This window comes from Rhodanobacter sp. FW510-R10 (assembly GCF_058781105.1).
In genome coordinates this window covers 2,279,569-2,295,746 of record NZ_JBYSWL010000001.1, presented here as the reverse complement: position 1 = coordinate 2,295,746, position 16,178 = coordinate 2,279,569, and the positions used below count along the sequence as shown (strand labels likewise).

Annotated in this window: 13 protein-coding genes and 2 tRNA genes; 5 read left to right on the top strand and 10 right to left on the bottom strand. The window is 65.8% G+C overall.

Annotated features, from left to right (window positions below; translation table 11 throughout):
• Positions 1–47: 47 nt before the first annotated feature.
• Positions 48–338: a DNA-directed RNA polymerase subunit omega gene (rpoZ, locus tag AC3WJB_RS09935; protein ID WP_492681099.1), complete on the bottom strand. Its 291-nt coding sequence runs from the start codon at positions 336–338 to the stop codon at positions 48–50.
• Positions 339–524: 186 nt separating this feature from the next.
• Here rpoZ and AC3WJB_RS09930 point away from each other — a divergent pair, with 186 nt between their 5' ends.
• The 3 genes from AC3WJB_RS09930 (at position 525) to AC3WJB_RS09920 (ending at position 5,938) form a co-directional block, all read left to right on the top strand.
• A complete protein-coding gene (locus tag AC3WJB_RS09930) occupies positions 525–1,385 on the top strand; it encodes an MlaA family lipoprotein (protein ID WP_492681097.1) in 861 nt (286 codons plus the stop codon).
• Positions 1,386–1,673: 288 nt separating this feature from the next.
• Positions 1,674–2,789, top strand: a complete 1,116-nt coding sequence (locus tag AC3WJB_RS09925) for an efflux RND transporter periplasmic adaptor subunit (RefSeq protein WP_492681095.1) — start codon at positions 1,674–1,676, stop codon at positions 2,787–2,789.
• The gene (locus AC3WJB_RS09920) at positions 2,786–5,938 is read left to right on the top strand and encodes an efflux RND transporter permease subunit (RefSeq protein WP_492681093.1); all 3,153 of its coding nucleotides are present in this window, start codon (positions 2,786–2,788) and stop codon (positions 5,936–5,938) included. The genes AC3WJB_RS09925 and AC3WJB_RS09920 overlap by 4 nt, the downstream gene beginning before the upstream one ends.
• A gap of 78 nt (positions 5,939–6,016) precedes the next feature.
• Here the strand turns inward: AC3WJB_RS09920 and xth are convergent, their stop codons facing one another.
• The 3 genes from xth to AC3WJB_RS09905 form a co-directional block, all read right to left on the bottom strand.
• Positions 6,017–6,811, bottom strand: coding sequence for an exodeoxyribonuclease III (gene xth / locus AC3WJB_RS09915; protein WP_492681091.1), 795 nt, complete (start codon positions 6,809–6,811; stop codon positions 6,017–6,019).
• A 112-nt stretch (positions 6,812–6,923) separates the two neighbouring features.
• Positions 6,924–8,324 (bottom strand): pyridoxal phosphate-dependent decarboxylase family protein, encoded by a 1,401-nt coding sequence (locus AC3WJB_RS09910; protein WP_492681089.1) that lies wholly within the window; start codon positions 8,322–8,324, stop codon positions 6,924–6,926.
• Positions 8,325–8,672: 348 nt separating this feature from the next.
• Complete coding sequence (locus AC3WJB_RS09905; RefSeq protein WP_492681087.1) at positions 8,673–9,563, bottom strand: LysR family transcriptional regulator; 891 nt, start codon at positions 9,561–9,563, stop codon at positions 8,673–8,675.
• 134 nt (positions 9,564–9,697) lie between these two features.
• Between AC3WJB_RS09905 and AC3WJB_RS09900 the strand changes: the two genes are divergently transcribed.
• Complete coding sequence (locus tag AC3WJB_RS09900) at positions 9,698–10,306, top strand: NADPH-dependent F420 reductase (RefSeq protein WP_492681085.1); 609 nt, start codon at positions 9,698–9,700, stop codon at positions 10,304–10,306.
• Between the two features lie 60 nt (positions 10,307–10,366).
• Entirely contained in the window at positions 10,367–11,125 is a 759-nt protein-coding gene (locus AC3WJB_RS09895; protein ID WP_492681083.1) for an oxidoreductase, read from the top strand.
• Positions 11,126–11,202: 77 nt separating this feature from the next.
• Here the strand turns inward: AC3WJB_RS09895 and AC3WJB_RS09890 are convergent.
• The 6 genes from AC3WJB_RS09890 to aroA form a co-directional block, all read right to left on the bottom strand.
• Positions 11,203–11,276 (bottom strand) — tRNA-Cys (locus tag AC3WJB_RS09890).
• A gap of 79 nt (positions 11,277–11,355) precedes the next feature.
• A tRNA-Gly gene (locus tag AC3WJB_RS09885) sits at positions 11,356–11,431 on the bottom strand.
• A gap of 80 nt (positions 11,432–11,511) precedes the next feature.
• Positions 11,512–12,129 carry a CDP-diacylglycerol--glycerol-3-phosphate 3-phosphatidyltransferase gene (pgsA, locus tag AC3WJB_RS09880; protein ID WP_492681081.1) on the bottom strand — a complete coding sequence of 206 codons (618 nt, stop codon included), beginning with the start codon at positions 12,127–12,129 and terminating at the stop codon, positions 11,512–11,514.
• A gap of 69 nt (positions 12,130–12,198) precedes the next feature.
• Positions 12,199–14,025 (bottom strand): excinuclease ABC subunit UvrC, encoded by a 1,827-nt coding sequence (gene uvrC / locus AC3WJB_RS09875; RefSeq protein WP_492681079.1) that lies wholly within the window; start codon positions 14,023–14,025, stop codon positions 12,199–12,201.
• 52 nt (positions 14,026–14,077) lie between these two features.
• The gene (gene kdsB, locus AC3WJB_RS09870) at positions 14,078–14,851 is read right to left on the bottom strand and encodes a 3-deoxy-manno-octulosonate cytidylyltransferase (protein WP_492681077.1); all 774 of its coding nucleotides are present in this window, start codon (positions 14,849–14,851) and stop codon (positions 14,078–14,080) included.
• Between the two features lie 13 nt (positions 14,852–14,864).
• Positions 14,865–16,175, bottom strand: coding sequence for a 3-phosphoshikimate 1-carboxyvinyltransferase (gene aroA, locus AC3WJB_RS09865; protein WP_492681075.1), 1,311 nt, complete (start codon positions 16,173–16,175; stop codon positions 14,865–14,867).
• Positions 16,176–16,178 lie beyond the last annotated feature (3 nt).

The window sequence follows — 16,178 nt, the reverse complement described above, 5'->3', positions numbered from 1 at the left end:
ACCAGCCAGGCCGGTGCCGGGTTCGCGCCTACAGCCGCCGGCGTCCATCAGTCGTCACCGACCTTGGACAGATCATCGTCGACTTCCGCGGCGGCCCATTCCAGCGCCTCACGTTCCGCGCGTTCGCGCTCGGCCTTGTCGATCTGGTCGATCATGGCCTGGTCGATGCGGCGCTCGGCAATTTCGCGCAAGGCCACCACCGTGGGCTTGTCGTGCCCCGGATTGACCGCCGGCTCGACGCCCTTCTCCAGTTGCCTTGCCCGCTTGGTCGCCATGAGCACCAGCTCAAAGCGGTTGTCAACGACCTCAAGGCAGTCTTCCACGGTGATACGGGCCATGCGAAATCCTCTGATATTAATGGCTTGTAGCAAGCTCAAGTGTAGAGCGCAGGCGCTTTGCTGGCAATGCGCATGCGGCTATCATGGGCGGCTGCGCGCATCGGTGCCCTCGTCGCTGCCGACCGTGCATATAACAACACCAATCAGTACAATTATGGCCTTCCTGGCTAAGGGCAAGCGCGCATCATGACGCACCCGGTTCGTTCGCTGCCGTCCATCCGCTGGTTGCTCGTGTTGGCTGTGGTGCTGTTGGCGGGTTGCGCCATCGCCAAGCCGCGCACGGACGACCCTCTCGAGAAATACAACCGCGAGGTGTACAAGTTCAACAACGTCGTGGACCAGGCGGTGTTGCGGCCCGCTGCGGTCGGCTACCGCAAAGTGACCAATCCACCGGTACGCCGCTCGGTCAGCGACTTTTTTACCAACATCCGCATGCCCATCGTGGTGTTCAACGACCTGCTGCAGGCGCGGCCCACGCACGCGCTGCAGGACACCGGCCGATTCCTCGTCAACCTCACGCTCGGCATTGGGGGCTTCTTCGATCCGGCCAGCCAGCTCGGCCTGCCGCTGCAGGACAACGACTTCGGCATCACCCTGGCGCGCTGGGGTGCCCCTGAAGGAGACTTCCTGATGGTGCCGCTGCTGGGCCCCAGCACCATGCGTGATGTCTGGCGCCTGCCAGTCGACAACTATTTCCTCGATCCATTGAGCATCTACGGCCGCACCCATCATTACCATGGCCTGCAATACGTGCCGCAGGCGATGTACGTCGTCACGCTGCGTGCCCGCGCGCTCGATGCCGAGGGCTTCCTCGAATCGGCTTACGATCCCTACGTGTTCCTGCGCGATGCCTACCGGCAGCAGCGTCTGTACCAGATTTATCGCGGCAACCCGCCCGCCTCCATCATCGAGCAGATGCAGGGCCTGGACCAGGAGAACTTCGATCCCGACCAGTTGCTGGAGCAGCAACACGAGTGGGAGAAGTCGCACCCCAAGCAGGGGAAGCCCAAGCAGGTCCAGCCCAAGCAGGTCCAGCCAGTCCAGTAGGCACGCCCTCGGCGGAGTCCGGAGCCCTTCTTCCGGTCCACCTGAATGCCGCTCATCGGCTGCCGTCAAGCATGACCAATGTCAGGCGAAATGGCCCGGATGGCGGCAGTAAAATTGCACGCTGGCTGAATTCGATACGGCCGAGGCGAGCGTGCGCATGCAAACACCGGTGCAGGAACCATCTGCAGCCATCCGCATACCGGCATCCACGAGGGCTGGCACAGCCTCCGGACCGGCAACCCACGTGGCCGGCCATACACCAGCCACGGCCGCTGGCCGGGGAACACCGTGAGCAGGAAATCGACTTCGCTTTCCCTGGGCGGGTTGGGGCTGGCGTGCCTGGCCGTATTGCTCGGTTGGCGCATCGCCACCAATGCACGCAGCGAGCACGTCGCTTCGCACGCGGCGCCATCGCTGTCGGTGGCGACCGAACTGGCCACGATCAAGTCCATGCCGATCCAACTGCTCGCCGTAGGCCAGGTGCGGTCGGAACATACGGTCAACATCCAGCCGCAGATCAGCGGCGTGCTGAAACAGGTGTATTTCACCGAGGGCCAGCACGTCAGCGCCGGACAGGCGCTGTTCCTGATCGACCCGGCGCCGTACGAAGCCGCACTCGCCTCCGCCAAGGCCGCCTACCTGGCCGCCAAGACCCAGGCCGATCGTGAAAAGCCACTGGCCGCCAAAGGCTACGTGTCGGCGCAGGAATACGAGGCGTCGGTGGCCACTGCGGCGCAGACCAAGGCCGCGCTGGAGCAGGCGCAAATCAACGTGGCCTACACCCGGATCGTGTCGCCCATCGACGGCTTGACCGGCAACCTCGCGGTGAAATCCGGCAACGTGGTCGCCCCCAGCAACACCGTGCCACTGGTCACCATCAACCAGATGAAGCCGATCCTGGTGCAGTACAACCTGGCGCAGCAGTTCCTGCCCGAAATCCGCAAGTACAACGCCGAGCACAGCATCAAGGTCTTCATCTCCAATGAAGACGGTTCCGGATCGCGTGGCGAGGGCAGACTGGTCTTCATCGACAACACGGTCAACACGGCAACCGGCACGGTGTTGTTCAAGGCCGAGATTCCCAACCAGGACATCGAGCTGTGGCCGGGCGAGTACGTGGACGTCAACACCCGGCTGACGATCCAGGCGAACGCCGTGACGATACCGGATTCAGCCATCCAGTCTGGACAGGATGGCAACTTCGTGTACGAAGTCGTGGACGGCGTGACCAAGGTGCAGAACATCACCGTGGATCGCGTGGTCGGCAACGTGGCCGTGGTCAGCTCTGGGCTCAAGGGCGGTGAACGCGTCGTGACCCAGGTGCCACGCAGCATGCGCCCCGGCCTGCCGGTCACGCTTGGCGCACCGGTCGGCGCGACCGCCGCGGCACCCGACGCCACATGAAGGTCAACCTTTCCGCGCCGTTCATCCATCGCCCGGTGATGACCACGGTCATCATGTCCGCGCTGGTGCTGTTTGGCCTGGTGGCGTATTTCACGCTGCCAGTCGCCGAACTGCCAAACGTGGATTTCCCCACGATCGTCGTCTATTCGAACTTGCCCGGCGCTGACCCGGAAACCATGGCGTCCTCGGTCGCCACGCCGCTGGAGCGGCAGTTCTCGACGATTGCCGGCGTGGTCTCGATGAACTCGGTCAACACCATCGGCAACAGCAACATCACGTTGCAGTTCGACCTCTCACGCAACATCGATGCGGCCGCCCAGGACGTACAGACAGCCATCTCCCAGGCCATCCGCCAGTTGCCGCCGAACATGCCGCAGCCGCCGCACCTGCGCAAGGTCAATCCCGGCGACTCCTCGATCATCTACCTCGCCATCACCGCCCAGCACGTGCCGCTCACCCAGCTCGACGAATTCGCCGAGACCGAGGTTTCCGAGCGCATCTCGATGATTCCGGGCGTGGCCCAGGTCAACGTGTTCGGCTCGCACAAATATGCCGTGCGGCTGTACATGAACCCCTATGCCCTGGCCGCGCGCCACCTCTCGCTCGACCAGGTGGTGCAGGCCGTGCAGCACGGCAACACCAACCTGCCCTCCGGCACCATGTACGGCGCAACCAACACGTTCACCGTCAAGGCCGCCGGTCAGCTCACCGATGCCCAGGCCTACAACAGCCTCATCATCGCCAGCCAGGACGGCGCGCCGGTGCACCTGTCGGATGTGGGCCAGGCCGTCGACAGCATCGAGCAGGACAAGCAGCTCACCCAGTATTTCGACAATGCCCACAACGACGGCAAGCTCGAGACCGCGATCGTGCTCGGCGTGCAGCGCCAGCCCGGTTCAAACACGGTGAAGATCGCGCAGCAGATCCGCGACCTGCTGCCGGCGCTGACCGACGATGCACCGGGCGACGCCAGCCTGCACGTCATGTACAGCCGCGGCGACTTCATCAGCGGCTCGATCAACGAGGTGAAGTACACGCTCATCCTCGCCATCGTGCTGGTGGTGCTGGTGATCTTCCTGTTCCTGCGCAACATCCGCGCCACGATCATCTCCGCCCTGGCCTTGCCCACCTCCATCATCGGCACCTTCGCGTTGATGAAGCTGTTTGGCTTCAGCCTCGACAACCTCTCGCTGCTGGCGCTGGTGCTGGCCGTAGGCTTCGTCGTGGACGACGCGATCGTCATGCTGGAGAACATCGTCCGCTACCGCGAGCGCGGCGAACCGATGCTGCGCGCGGCGCTCATCGGCAGCAAGGAGATCGGCTTCACGATCCTGTCGATGACCATTTCGCTGGTGGCGGTGTTCCTTCCGATCCTGCTCATGGGTGGCCTGCTGGGACGGCTGTTCCGGGAATTTGCCGTCACCGTCGCCATTGCCATCCTGATTTCCGGGCTGGTGTCGCTGACCCTGACGCCCATGCTGTGCAGCCGCTTCATCCAGGAAAGCGGCCAGCACGGACGGCTGTACGTGAGCCTGGAAAACGGCTTCAACTGGATGCGGGACGGCTATGGCAGGTCCCTGGTCTGGGCGGTGGACCACTGGCGCAGCATGATGGTGGTGGCCGCAGGCATGCTGGTGCTGACGTTCTATTTCTTCATGGTCGTGCCCAAGGGCTTCATCCCCACCGAGGACACGGGGCAGGTCCAGGCGCAGACCAGGGCGCCCGACGGCATCACCTTTGCCCAACTGCAAGGCATGCAAAAACGCGTCGCCGAGGCGGTGCGGAAAAACCCCAATGTGCAGGCCGCTATGTCCAGCGCCGGCCAGGGCTTCGGCAGCAGCGCCGGGACCAACGTCGGCCGGCTGTCGATCTCGCTCAAGCCTCAGGATGAGCGGCACGCCGACGCCGACCAGGTCATCTCCCAGTTGCGCAAGGCGGTGGCCAAGGTACGCGACATGCAAGTGTTCTTCTCCAACCCGCCGGCGATCCGGATGGGCGGCTTCAGCAGCACCACCGGTGACTACCAGTACGTGCTGCAGGGGCTGGATGTGGATTCACTCGACCGCGCCGCGCAACGCTTCCTGCCGGCCCTGGCGCGCCTTCCGGGCCTGGAGGACGTCGACACCGACCTCGACCTGCGCAACCCGCAGCTCAACGTCGACATCCTGCGCAGCAAGGCCTCCAAGCTGGGCGTCGACGCGACGGACATCCAGACGGCCCTGTACGACGCCTACGGCGGCAAGCAGATCAGCACGATCTACGGCTCGACCAACGAGTATTTCGTCATGCTGCAGTTGGCGCCGCAGTTCCAGCAGAACCGGTCGGCCATCGATGCGCTGTACGTGCCGGGCACTGGCGGCACCCTGGTCCCGCTGGCCAGCGTGGCCAACATCACTCCCGGGGTCGGTCCGACCCAGGTGGACCACTACCAGCAACTGCCATCGGTCACCTTCTCCTTCAACCTCGCTCCGGGCGTGTCGCTGGGCGACGTGGTCGGCCCGATCCAGCAGCTGACCGCGAGCATGATGCCGGCGGACGTCACCGGCACGTTTGCCGGTACCGCCGCCACGTTCCAGGAATCACTGGTGGAGCTGCCGATCCTGCTGCTCATCACGATCCTGGTGATCTACATGGTGCTGGCGATCCTGTACGAGCATTTCATCCATCCCATCACCATCCTCACCGCCATGCCACTGGCCATGGTGGGCGCCCTGCTCGCGCTGATCCTGTTCAACCAGCAGCTCAACGTCTTCAGCTTCGTCGGCCTGATCATGCTGGTCGGGCTGGTGAAGAAGAACGGCATCATCCTGGTCGATTTCGCCGTCCAGATGCGCCGCGAGGAAAACATGAGTGCCCGCGACGCCATCATCCAGGCCGGCCTCGTGCGCTTCCGCCCGATCATGATGACGACCTTTGCCGCCATCCTCGGCGTGCTGCCCATCGCGCTGGAAAGCGGCATGGGCTCCGAATCGCGGCGCGGACTCGGCATTGCCGTGGTCGGCGGCCTGATCTTCTCGCAGACCCTGACGCTGTACATCACCCCGGCCTTCTACGTGGCCATGGAACACTTGAGCGCCAAGTTCCATCGCGGTACCGAGCACCCGGCACCGGCCCTCACGCCCGCGGCGGCGGACGCGGGAAACCAGTAAGGCGGCCGGCCGGCGTGGCGGCGCCACTGAAAGGTCCGCCGTGAAGCGACATCGCCACGGTCAAATCCGCCGCCCGGCTCAGGGCGCACTCACCTCGACCCACGTGGGCGCATGGTCGCTGGCCTTCCCCTGCAGCCTCACCCACCGATCCACGCCAGCGGTCCTGAGCCGTCTCGCCAGCACGGGATTGAGCAGGAGATGGTCGATGCGCAAGCCGCGATCGCGTTCGGCATGCTGGCGAAAGTAGTCCCAGAAGGTGTAGATGCGCCCGTCGCCGCATACCTGCCGTAGTGAATCTGTCCATCCCTGGTCCAGCAAGCGTTCGTACGCCTGCCTTGTCTGCGGTTGCAGCAGCGCGTCCTTGCGGAAGGACTTCGGATCATAGACATCCGTGTCGGTGGGGATGACGTTGAAGTCACCCATCAGGACGACCGGATGCGCCACGTCCACCAGGGTTCTGGCGTGTCGATGGAGCCGCTCCATCCACTTGAGCTTGTAGTCGAATTTCGGCCCGGGCTGCGGGTTGCCATTGGGCAGGTAGAGGCCGCCGACCACGATGCCATGGATGGCCGCCTCGATGTACCGGCTTTGCGTGTCGGCCGGATCCCCCGGCAGTCCGCGGCGGATCTCGACCGGGAGGGTACCGCGGCCCAGCACGGCCACCCCGTTCCACGATGACTGGCCATGCCAGATGGCCCCATAGCCGGCTTTCTCCAGGTCATCCGCCGGAAAGCCCTGGTCGGTGGCTTTCAGTTCCTGCAAGGCCACGACGTCCGGATTCTCCCGCTCCAGCCACGCAAGCAGGTGCGGCAGGCGGCGGCTGATGCCATTCACATTGAACGTGGCCAGTCTCAGGGTTTTCTTGCGTGCCATGCGGGGGCATCCTGCAGGTATGAAAAACAGGAAAGCATGAGTCTGGCGAGCACTGACACACGGGTCAGAATCGCCCTTTCGCCGTGGCCGGCGTGGGAAGTCGACTCCGGCGCTATGCGGCCTGCAAGCCACCGTATACGCGCAGCATCGCGTCGGCGCTGAGGACAACGTCTTCCTCGCTCGTCGCCCAGTTGGACACCGAGATGCGCATGGCGGCGAGGCCGTGCCAGGTGGTGCCGCTGGCCCAGCAGGTGCCTTCTGATTGCACGCCGGCAATGACGGCACGGGTGAGCATGTCGTCATCACCAAAGCGCACCAGTACCTGGTTGAGCACGACATCGGCGAGGACCACGACGCCGGGCGTGGCAGACAGCAGCTCGGCAAACTGGCGGGCGCGGGCGCAGCAGCGCTCGATCAGGTCGGCGATGCCGTCGCGGCCAAGGGCGCGCAACGCCGCGTACACCGGGATGCCGCGGGCGCGGCGGGAAAACTCGGGCACCCAGTCGACCGCATCGCGCTCCACGCCCCGACTCTGGATCAGGTACGCCGCAGCCGATGTCATCGCGCTGCGGTGATCCTCGGCATTGCGGACGATGGCGATACCGCTGTCGTAGGGCACGTTAAGCCACTTGTGCGCGTCGGTCGCCCAGGAATCGGCGAGCTCGATACCGTCGACGACCGCGCGCAATGCGGCGCTGGGGCTGGCGCGAGCCCACAAGCCGAACGCGCCGTCGATGTGCAGCCAGGCGCCATGCGCACGCGCGGCTTCGGCAATCTCGCGCAGTGGATCGAAGGCACCGGTGTTCACGTTGCCGGCCTGCGCGCAGACGATGACGGGGCCGCGCAGCGTTGGCAGCAGTTCACGCAGATGGTCGGTGCGCATGCGGCCCTGGGCATCGGATTCGACGTGCACCAGCGCGCGCGTGCCCAGTCCCAGATAGCGCAACGCGACATCGACGGTAACGTGCGCTTCCTGCGAGGCGACGACGTGGATGCGCGGCGCACCATTCAGGCCTTCGCTCTCGACGTCCCATCCGGCCTTGCGCAACACGCCATGGCGCGCGGCGGCGAGGCAGGTGAAATGTGCCATCTGGCAACCGGTGACGAAACCGACGCCGCTCGCGCGCGGCAAATCGAACAGCTCCAGCAGCCAGCGCGCGGCGATCTCCTCCAGCGCAGCGGTCATCGGCGAGATGACGTGGATGCCAGCGTTCTGGTCCCAGGTCGACACCAGCCAGTCCGCCGCCAATGCCACGGGCAGCGAGCCACCGATGACGAAGCCGAAATAGCGCGGCGCGGCACACGCGGAAGCGCCGCGCCCGGCATTGCGCGCGAGCAGGTCGAGCACCGCGGCGGGGTCTTCGCCGTGCTGCGACAACGGCGCATCGAGTGCGGCCATCATCTCGTCCCGACTGGCGCGGGCGCCGACAAAGCGTTGCGGCAAGCCATGCAGGAACGTCCCGGCGTGGGCGTACGCACGCGCCAGAAGCGGGTCGAAGTCTTCGAAGTTCATGCGGATTCCGGGCAATGATGATGGGCGGAATCAATTGGGAACCAAACCGCCCGCCAACACAACCGGCAAAGATATGAGGCAAAAGCTGCGGGTACCAGGGCGGCGCGAAACACATCGACGAGCGCACTCCCATCCTGTTTCCGCACCCGCTCCGCTCGGCTGCGCAACACCGTGGACTGCTCCGGCCTGCTCCAGGGCAGCTTCGCGACACTAAAGGGGACGTAGCCAATCGAATGGGAGTGCGGCTGCCTAGTTGGCGCCTCAGCTCACAGAACGGATGAGAGCGTTCGTCTGCGGGCGTCCGCCCATGAACGGCAACCGACACGGAAAGCCGCGATTCGCGTGAACCTAAGGCTTGCTCAGCATCTCGACCAACCGTGACTCGCACGGCGAGAAATCGTAACCCCGCCGATGCGAGACCACGAACGTCAGCGGCCCCATGTGCCAGGCACGCCGTTCAAGTTCGACGAGCTGGCCGTTGGCCAGATCCTCGCTGACCAGGTGTCGTGGCAAGTGTCCCCAGCCGAGGCCGGCCTTGAGCAGATCGCGTTTGGCGCCGAGATCGTTGACCAGCCACTGGCGCTTGCCGGCCGCTCCATGCTGGGTCTTTTCTGCTTCGGGTTGGTTGTCGGTGACGACGATCTGGACGTGGCGGCCAAACTCGTCCTTGGGGATGGGTTTGGGTGTGGAAGCGAGCGGATGGGATGGCGCGCATACCGTCACCATTTCCGTCTCGCGCAGCCAGCGGCGTTCGATGGCGTCCGGGTTTACCTCCGGCACGTTCTCGATCGTGACGGCCAGGGCGCACACCCTTTCGAGCACCAGGTTCTCGCCGCCCTGCATGGTCGTGATGCGCAAGTTGATCGCGGCGGTCGGGAACTCCTGCTGCAGCGTGCGCAGGCAGTCGATCAGGTGGCTGCGCGGGAAGTAGGCGTCCACCGCCACCGACACCTGCGACACGCCGGCCCTGGCGATGGCGCCGGCGCGGTTCTTCATTTCCTCGGTGCGCGAGATCACCGCCCGCGCATCCGGCAGCAGGCTGCGCCCCGCCGCGGTGAGCTGCGCCTTGCGCGTATTGCGCTCGAACAGCTCGATGTCGAACGCGCTTTCCAGCGCCTTGATCGCATGGCTGATGGCCGACTGCGCGCGTACGAGCTTGCGCGCCGCGCCCGAGAAGCTGCCCTGGTCGCATACCGCGACGAATGCACGTAGCTGGTTGATGGTGACATTGTCGAGCAACTGATATCCATAACTTAGATTGTATTGAGCGATCTTTCGTCAATTGTATTGATGCGTCAAGCGTCCCAGATTGGTTGGGCAACCGGCCCGAACGGGCCACACCATCCACCCCCACACTGAAAAGGACCATCCTCATGAGCTACGCCATCATCGGTTTCGGCGCCATCGGCCAGGCCCTCGCCCGCGCTTTCGCCCGGAACAACATCGAAGTCTCCGTCGCCAGCCGGCGGCCGCCCGAAGTCCTGTTGCCACAGGCGCAGGTAATCGGACCCACGGTCGTTCCCAGGACGCTGCGGGAAGCGCTCAAGGCGGACGTGATTTTCCTGGCCGTGCTGTTCGAGGGCCATCGCGAGGTCGCCAAGACCCTGTCGAGCTGGCAGGGCAAGACGATCGTGGACGCGATGAACGGCTTTGGCGTCTCCTCTGCCGTCGTCGCCAAGGCGTTCCCCGGTGCCCGGCTGGTGAAGGGCTTCAATCATCTCCCCTCCCGCACCCTGGCTACCGACCCGCACGTCAAGGCCGGCCGGCGGGTCGTGTTCCTGTCGAGCGACGACGAAGGTGCCATCGCGTCGGTGGCCACGCTCGCCGAACAACTCGGTTTCGCGCCCGTCAATCTCGGCAAGCTCGACGAGGGGGGCGCGCTGGTGCAGGCGCGCGCGGACAGGAGCTGGGGGCCGTTGATCTTCCAGGACCTGTTCAAGAACGAGCCTGAGCGACCGGCGACTGCCGTCGCCGGATCGTAATCACCCTGCAACCCGGATCACCGCTCCGGAAAGATCAACCCACCCGCCAAGGAAGATCCCATGTCCAACAAACTCGATTTCTCGAAAGAACTTGTCGGCCGCCGCGCCCTGGTTACCGGAGGCACGCGCGGCATCGGTTCGGCCATTGCGCAGCGTCTTCTGGATGCCGGCGCCAAAGTCGTGGTCGCCGCGCGTAAACGCAACGACGACACCCCCGCGACGGCGACGTTCGTTGCCGGCGACCTCACCACGAGCAAAGGCGCGGAGGCGATCGCGACGCAGGCGCTCGAGGCGCTCGGCGGCCTCGACATCCTGGTGAACAACGCGGGCGGCGGACACGCATTCCTGCAAGGGTCGTGGACGATCCCCGACCAGGCCTGGCATGACAGTTTCGCGCTCAACGCCTTCGCCGCGATCCGCCTCACGAACGCGGTCCTCCCGGCGCTCCGGGCGTCGAAGGCCGCTGCCGTCGTGAACATCTCTTCGGCAGCAGCCACGATGCCGTTTGGTCCCTTTGCGCACTACGGCGCCGCCAAGGCGGCGCTCGAGTACTACTCGCGCACGCTCGCGGGGGAACTTGCGCCGAGCGGCATCCGCGTGAACGTCGTCTCGCCTGGCGTCATCGCAACGCCGGGTTCCGACGAGTTCGCCAAGACGACTCCCGGATTCTCCTCTGACGATTGGCTGCGGAATATTCCACTGGGTCGCATCGGCGCCACCGAAGACATCGCCGAGGCCGTGGCGCTGCTCGTGTCGGATCGCGGCAAGTTCCTGACCGGCGCCAATTACCGCGTCGACGGCGGCATGACGGCGCGCTGACGAAGATGCGCTTCAAGCAAGCGACTCCCTGTTTCCGTATCAGACGAAAGTACGGTGTACCGGGAGGTGCCGGGCAATGGAGGCCAGGGTCGGAATCGAACCGGCGTACGCGGCTTTGCAGGCCGCTGCATGACCACTCTGCCACCTGGCCATTGCCCCTGCGTGGGCGATGGAGGAGACCGCCGAACGCCCGGAAAACAGAAGCCTCGACGGTGCGAGGCTTCAGGAACTGGAGCGGGAAACGAGACTCGAACTCGCGACCCCGACCTTGGCAAGGTCGTGCTCTACCAACTGAGCTATTCCCGCAGCAGAGCGGCAAATGATACCAGAACATATTTGTCTGTGAATACCCGGCGAGACCAATGCCGCCGGAGTCTGGCCGGGTTTCAGTGCGCCTCGTGGCGCTCGGGCCGATGCGGCTCGGCGGACACGCCATCGCGCAGGTAGGGCCAGGCCGCGCGCAGATAGTACAGGCCGGACCAGATGGTCAGAATGCCGGCGATCACCAGCAAGCCCTCGCCAATGTGGTACAGGCGCAGGGCCTCGGCCGACTTGTCGTGCTGCATGATCAACACGACCAGCGCGACCATCTGCATCACCGTCTTCAACTTGCCGATCATCGCCACCTTGACCGTGGCGCGCATGCCAATCTGGGCCATCCATTCACGCAGCGCCGAGACGCTGATCTCGCGGCCGACGATCACCGCCGCGGTGATCGCCATGAGCACACCCGACCAGCCGCCGTAATGCGCATCGACCAGCATGAACAAGGTCACGGCCACCATCAGCTTGTCCGCCACCGGATCGAGGAAGGCGCCGAACGCGGAGGTGGCGTGCATGCGCCGCGCCAGCCAGCCATCCAGCCAGTCGGTCACCGCCGCCAGGACGAAGACCACGGCCGCGGCAACGTTGTGGCCGGCAAACGGCAGGTAGAACACCAGCACCATGACGGGCAGCAAGGCCACCCGAAACAAGGTCAGCCAGGTCGGCAGGTTGATGCGCATGATTCGGTCCGCAGAGTTGCCCCAGTGTCGCACGCCATGGGGTGGAATGGCGCGGCACCATCGGTTTGTTCAGCCGTGCAGGCTCGCGTAGATGCGCTCCGCCAATTCGCGATCAATGCCGCGTACCCGCGTCAGCTCCTCGATGCCCGCCGCCTGCACGCCTTGCATGCCGCCAAAGGTGCGCAGCAGCATCGAGCGCCGACGGGCACCGACGCCGGGCACGTCCTCCAGCACCGAGTGCTGGCGGGCCTTCTCGCGCCGTGCCCGATGCCCGCTGATCGCAAAACGATGCGACTCGTCACGTACGGCCGCGATCAGGTGCAGGGCCGGCGAGGACGAACCTGGGTGCAGCTCGCGCCCACTGTCGGCAAGGACCAGGGTCTCCTCCCCGGCCCGCCGCCCCGGCCCCTTGGCCACGCCGATCACCAGGATGTCGCGTATGCCCAGGTCACGCAGCACTTCCAGCGCCTGCGCCACCTGGCCCTTGCCGCCATCGATGAGCAGGATGTCCGGTCGCACGCCCTCGCCTTCCGCGAGCCGGCGGAATCGACGCGTGAGCGCCTGGTGCATGGCGGCGTAATCGTCCCCCGGAGTGATGCCGGTGATGTTGAAGCGCCGATAGTGCGATTTTTCCGGGCCTTCCGGGCCGAACACCACGCACGAGGCGACGGTGGCCTCGCCCATGGTGTGGCTGATGTCGAAGCACTCGATCCGCCGCGGTAATTCATCCAGGCCAAGCAAGGTCTGCAAGTCGTCGAAGCGCGTGCCCAGGGTCTGCCGGCTGGCCAGCCGCGCGGTGAGTGAGGCCTGCGCGTTGCGTTCTGCCATCTGCAGGAAGCGCGCGCGATCGCCGCGCACCTTGGTCTTGAGCTCCACGGTGCGCCCAGCCTTGGCGGTGAGCATGTCCTTGAGCAGGTCGAGGTCGGCAACTTCGCCGCCCAGGATCAACTCACGCGGTACCGGCCGCTCCAGGTAATACTGGGCAATGAACTGTCCCAGCACGTGGCCCGGTTCGGCATCCACCGGCAGGCGCGGAAAGAAATCGCGCGTACCCAGGCTGATGCCGTCGCGGAAGAACAGGATGCTGACGCAGGCGAGACCTGATTCAATCCGGCAGGCGATCACGTCCATGTCGGCGTTCGCGCCCTGTACGTAGTTGGCAGCCTGCAGCTGGCGCAGGGCGGCGATCTGGTCGCGCAACCGGGCCGCGCGCTCGAACTGCAGCACCGTGCTGGCCTGCTCCATCGACGTCGCCAGCTCATCGATGATCGCGCTGCTGCGCCCCTCCAGGAACATCTCGGCGTGGCGTACGTCGGCCGCGTATTCCGCCTTGTCGATCATACCGACGCAAGGCGCGCTGCAACGCCCAATCTGGTACAGCAGGCACGGGCGCGTGCGGTTGTGGAAATAGCTGTCCTCGCACTGGCGCACCTTGAACAGCTTCTGCATCAGGTTGAGGCTTTCGCGCACGGCGTAGGCGCTGGGATAGGGCCCGAAATAGCGCCCCGGTTTGGTGCGCGCGCCCCGATGGAAGCCCAGCCGCGGGTAGTCCTCGCCAGTGGACAGGTAGATGTAGGGATAACTCTTGTCGTCGCGCAGCAGGATGTTGTAGCGCGGCTTGAGCGACTTGATCAGCTGCGATTCCAGCAGCAGCGCCTCGCCCTCGGTGCGCGTGACCGTAGTTTCCACGCGGGAGATCTGCGCCACCATGGCCGCGATGCGCGGCTCCTTTGGCGGACGCAGGAAGTAGTTGCTGACGCGCTTCTTGAGGTTGCTGGCCTTGCCTACGTAGAGCAGCTCGCCGGCGGCGTCAAAGTGGCGGTAGACGCCAGGCGACGAACTCAGCGTGCGTACGAACGCCTTGCCATCAAACGCTGGCGCAGGTGTGGATTGCATCTGCCCATTCTAGCTGCCCCGCAGCAGGCCGGCCCGAACCGGACCTGTCCGCTCAGGTGTGGGAGCGCAGCCACTGCTCGGCGCGCTCCAGGTCTTCGGGCGTGTCGATGCCGGGCGGAAACGGCTGCGGGGTCAGGCGCACGGCAATTGCGTGGCCGTGCTCGAGCACACGCAACTGTTCCAGCGATTCGGCCTGCTCCAGTGGCGTACGCGGCAATTGCGCATAGCGCGCGAGGAATCCCGCGCGGTAGGCATAGATGCCGACGTGGCGCAGGAACTCGACACCGTGCGGCAGCGCCTGTCGATTGGCAGCAAACGCGTCGCGTGCCCAGGGCAGCGGCGCGCGGCTGAAATACAACGCCCGTCCATCCAGGCCACGCACCAGCTTGACCACGTTGGGATTGAACAACTCTGCGGCATCGTCGATCGCCGTGGCCAAGGTGGCCATCGGCGCGCCGTCCTCGGCCAAGGCCTCGGCCACGGCGCGGATGCCGCTGGCCGGCGCGAACGGTTCGTCGCCCTGCAGGTTGACCACCACCGTCTCGGCAGGCCAGGCATAGCGCACGGCGCACTCAGCCAGGCGATCGGAACCCGAGGCATGGGCCGGGCTGGTCATGCACACGTCCACGCCCTGGCCATCGAGGGCCTGCGCCACCCGCTCGTCGTCGACGGCCACCACCACCTGGGCGGCGCCCGCCTGGCGGGCCCGTTCGGCCACGCACAGGATCAGCGGCCGCCCGCCCAGCAGGCGCAAGGGCTTGCCAGGCAGGCGCGTCGACGCATAACGCGCCGGGATGGCCACCACAAAGGGCAAGGCGTCACCCATGGCCGCGGCGCCCTCAGCTGGCCACGCGCAAGGGGAAACCGCAGCCACTGGCGATTTCGCGGAAATCCGGGAAGGAAGTGGCCACCGGCGCGCAATCGGCGACGCGCACCGGCGCGCGGGCCACCAGCCCGGCCACCACCATGCTCATGGCGATGCGATGGTCAAGGTGGCTGGACACCACGCCGCCACCCAGGCGGCCGCCATGGATGATGGCTCCGTCCGGCGTCTCCTCGACGGCCACGCCCAGCGTGCGCAAGCCGCTGGCCATGGAGGCAATGCGGTCCGATTCCTTCACGCGCAGCTCGGCCGCGCCGGAAATGACCGTGCGGCCTTCGGCCACGCTGGCGGCGACGAAAAACACCGGCAGTTCATCGATCATGTCCGGCACCAGGGCCGCGGGCAGCTCGATGCCGTGCAGCGGCGCGTAGCGCACCACGATGTCGCCAATGGGCTCACCCGAGGTCTGGCGCTCGTGCTCGATGCGGATGTCCGCCCCCATCTGGCGCAAGGCCGCCAGCAGGCCGGTGCGGCGCGGATTGAGTCCGACCGCGGGCAACAGCAGTTCCGAGCCATCGACGATGCTGGCCGCGACCATGAAGAACGCCGCCGAGGAAAAATCCGCCGGGATCTCCACGTCGGCGGCATGCAGCGCGTAGCCCCCGGCCAGCCGGGCACGGCCGGGCGTGAAATCAATCGGCCAGCCAAACGCGCGCAACATGCGCTCGGTGTAGTCGCGCGTCGGCTGCGGCTCGACCACCTCGGTGTCGCCATCGGCGTACAACCCGGCCAGCAGCAGCGCCGACTTGACCTGGGCACTGGCGATCGGGCTGATGTGGCGCATGCCGTGCAGGGCCTGGCCGCCGTGGATGTGCAGGGGCGGCAGGCCATTGTGGCTGTCGATCCGCGCGCCCATGCGCGTCAGCGGATCGATCACCCGGTTCATGGGTCGCCCCGACAGCGAATCGTCGCCAGTGAGGATGGTATCGAACGCCTGGCCGACCAGCAGGCCAGTCAGGAGGCGCATGCCGGTACCGGCGTTGCCACAATCCAGTGGCCCGGAGGCCGCCCGCAGGCCATGCATGCCGACCCCGCGCACGATGCGCTCGCCGGGTTGCGGGGCGTCGATCGCGACCCCGAACCGCGACAAGCTGGTGGCCGTGGCGCGCGTGTCTTCGCCTTCCAGGAAGCCACGGACCTGACATTCGCCATCGGCCAACGCCGCCAGCATGAGCGCCCGATGCGACATGGACTTGTCGCCCGGCACTTGCACGCTGCCATGCAGCGGCTGGCGTGGTTTGCTGGTCACCCAATCGAGATGTTTCAAGCT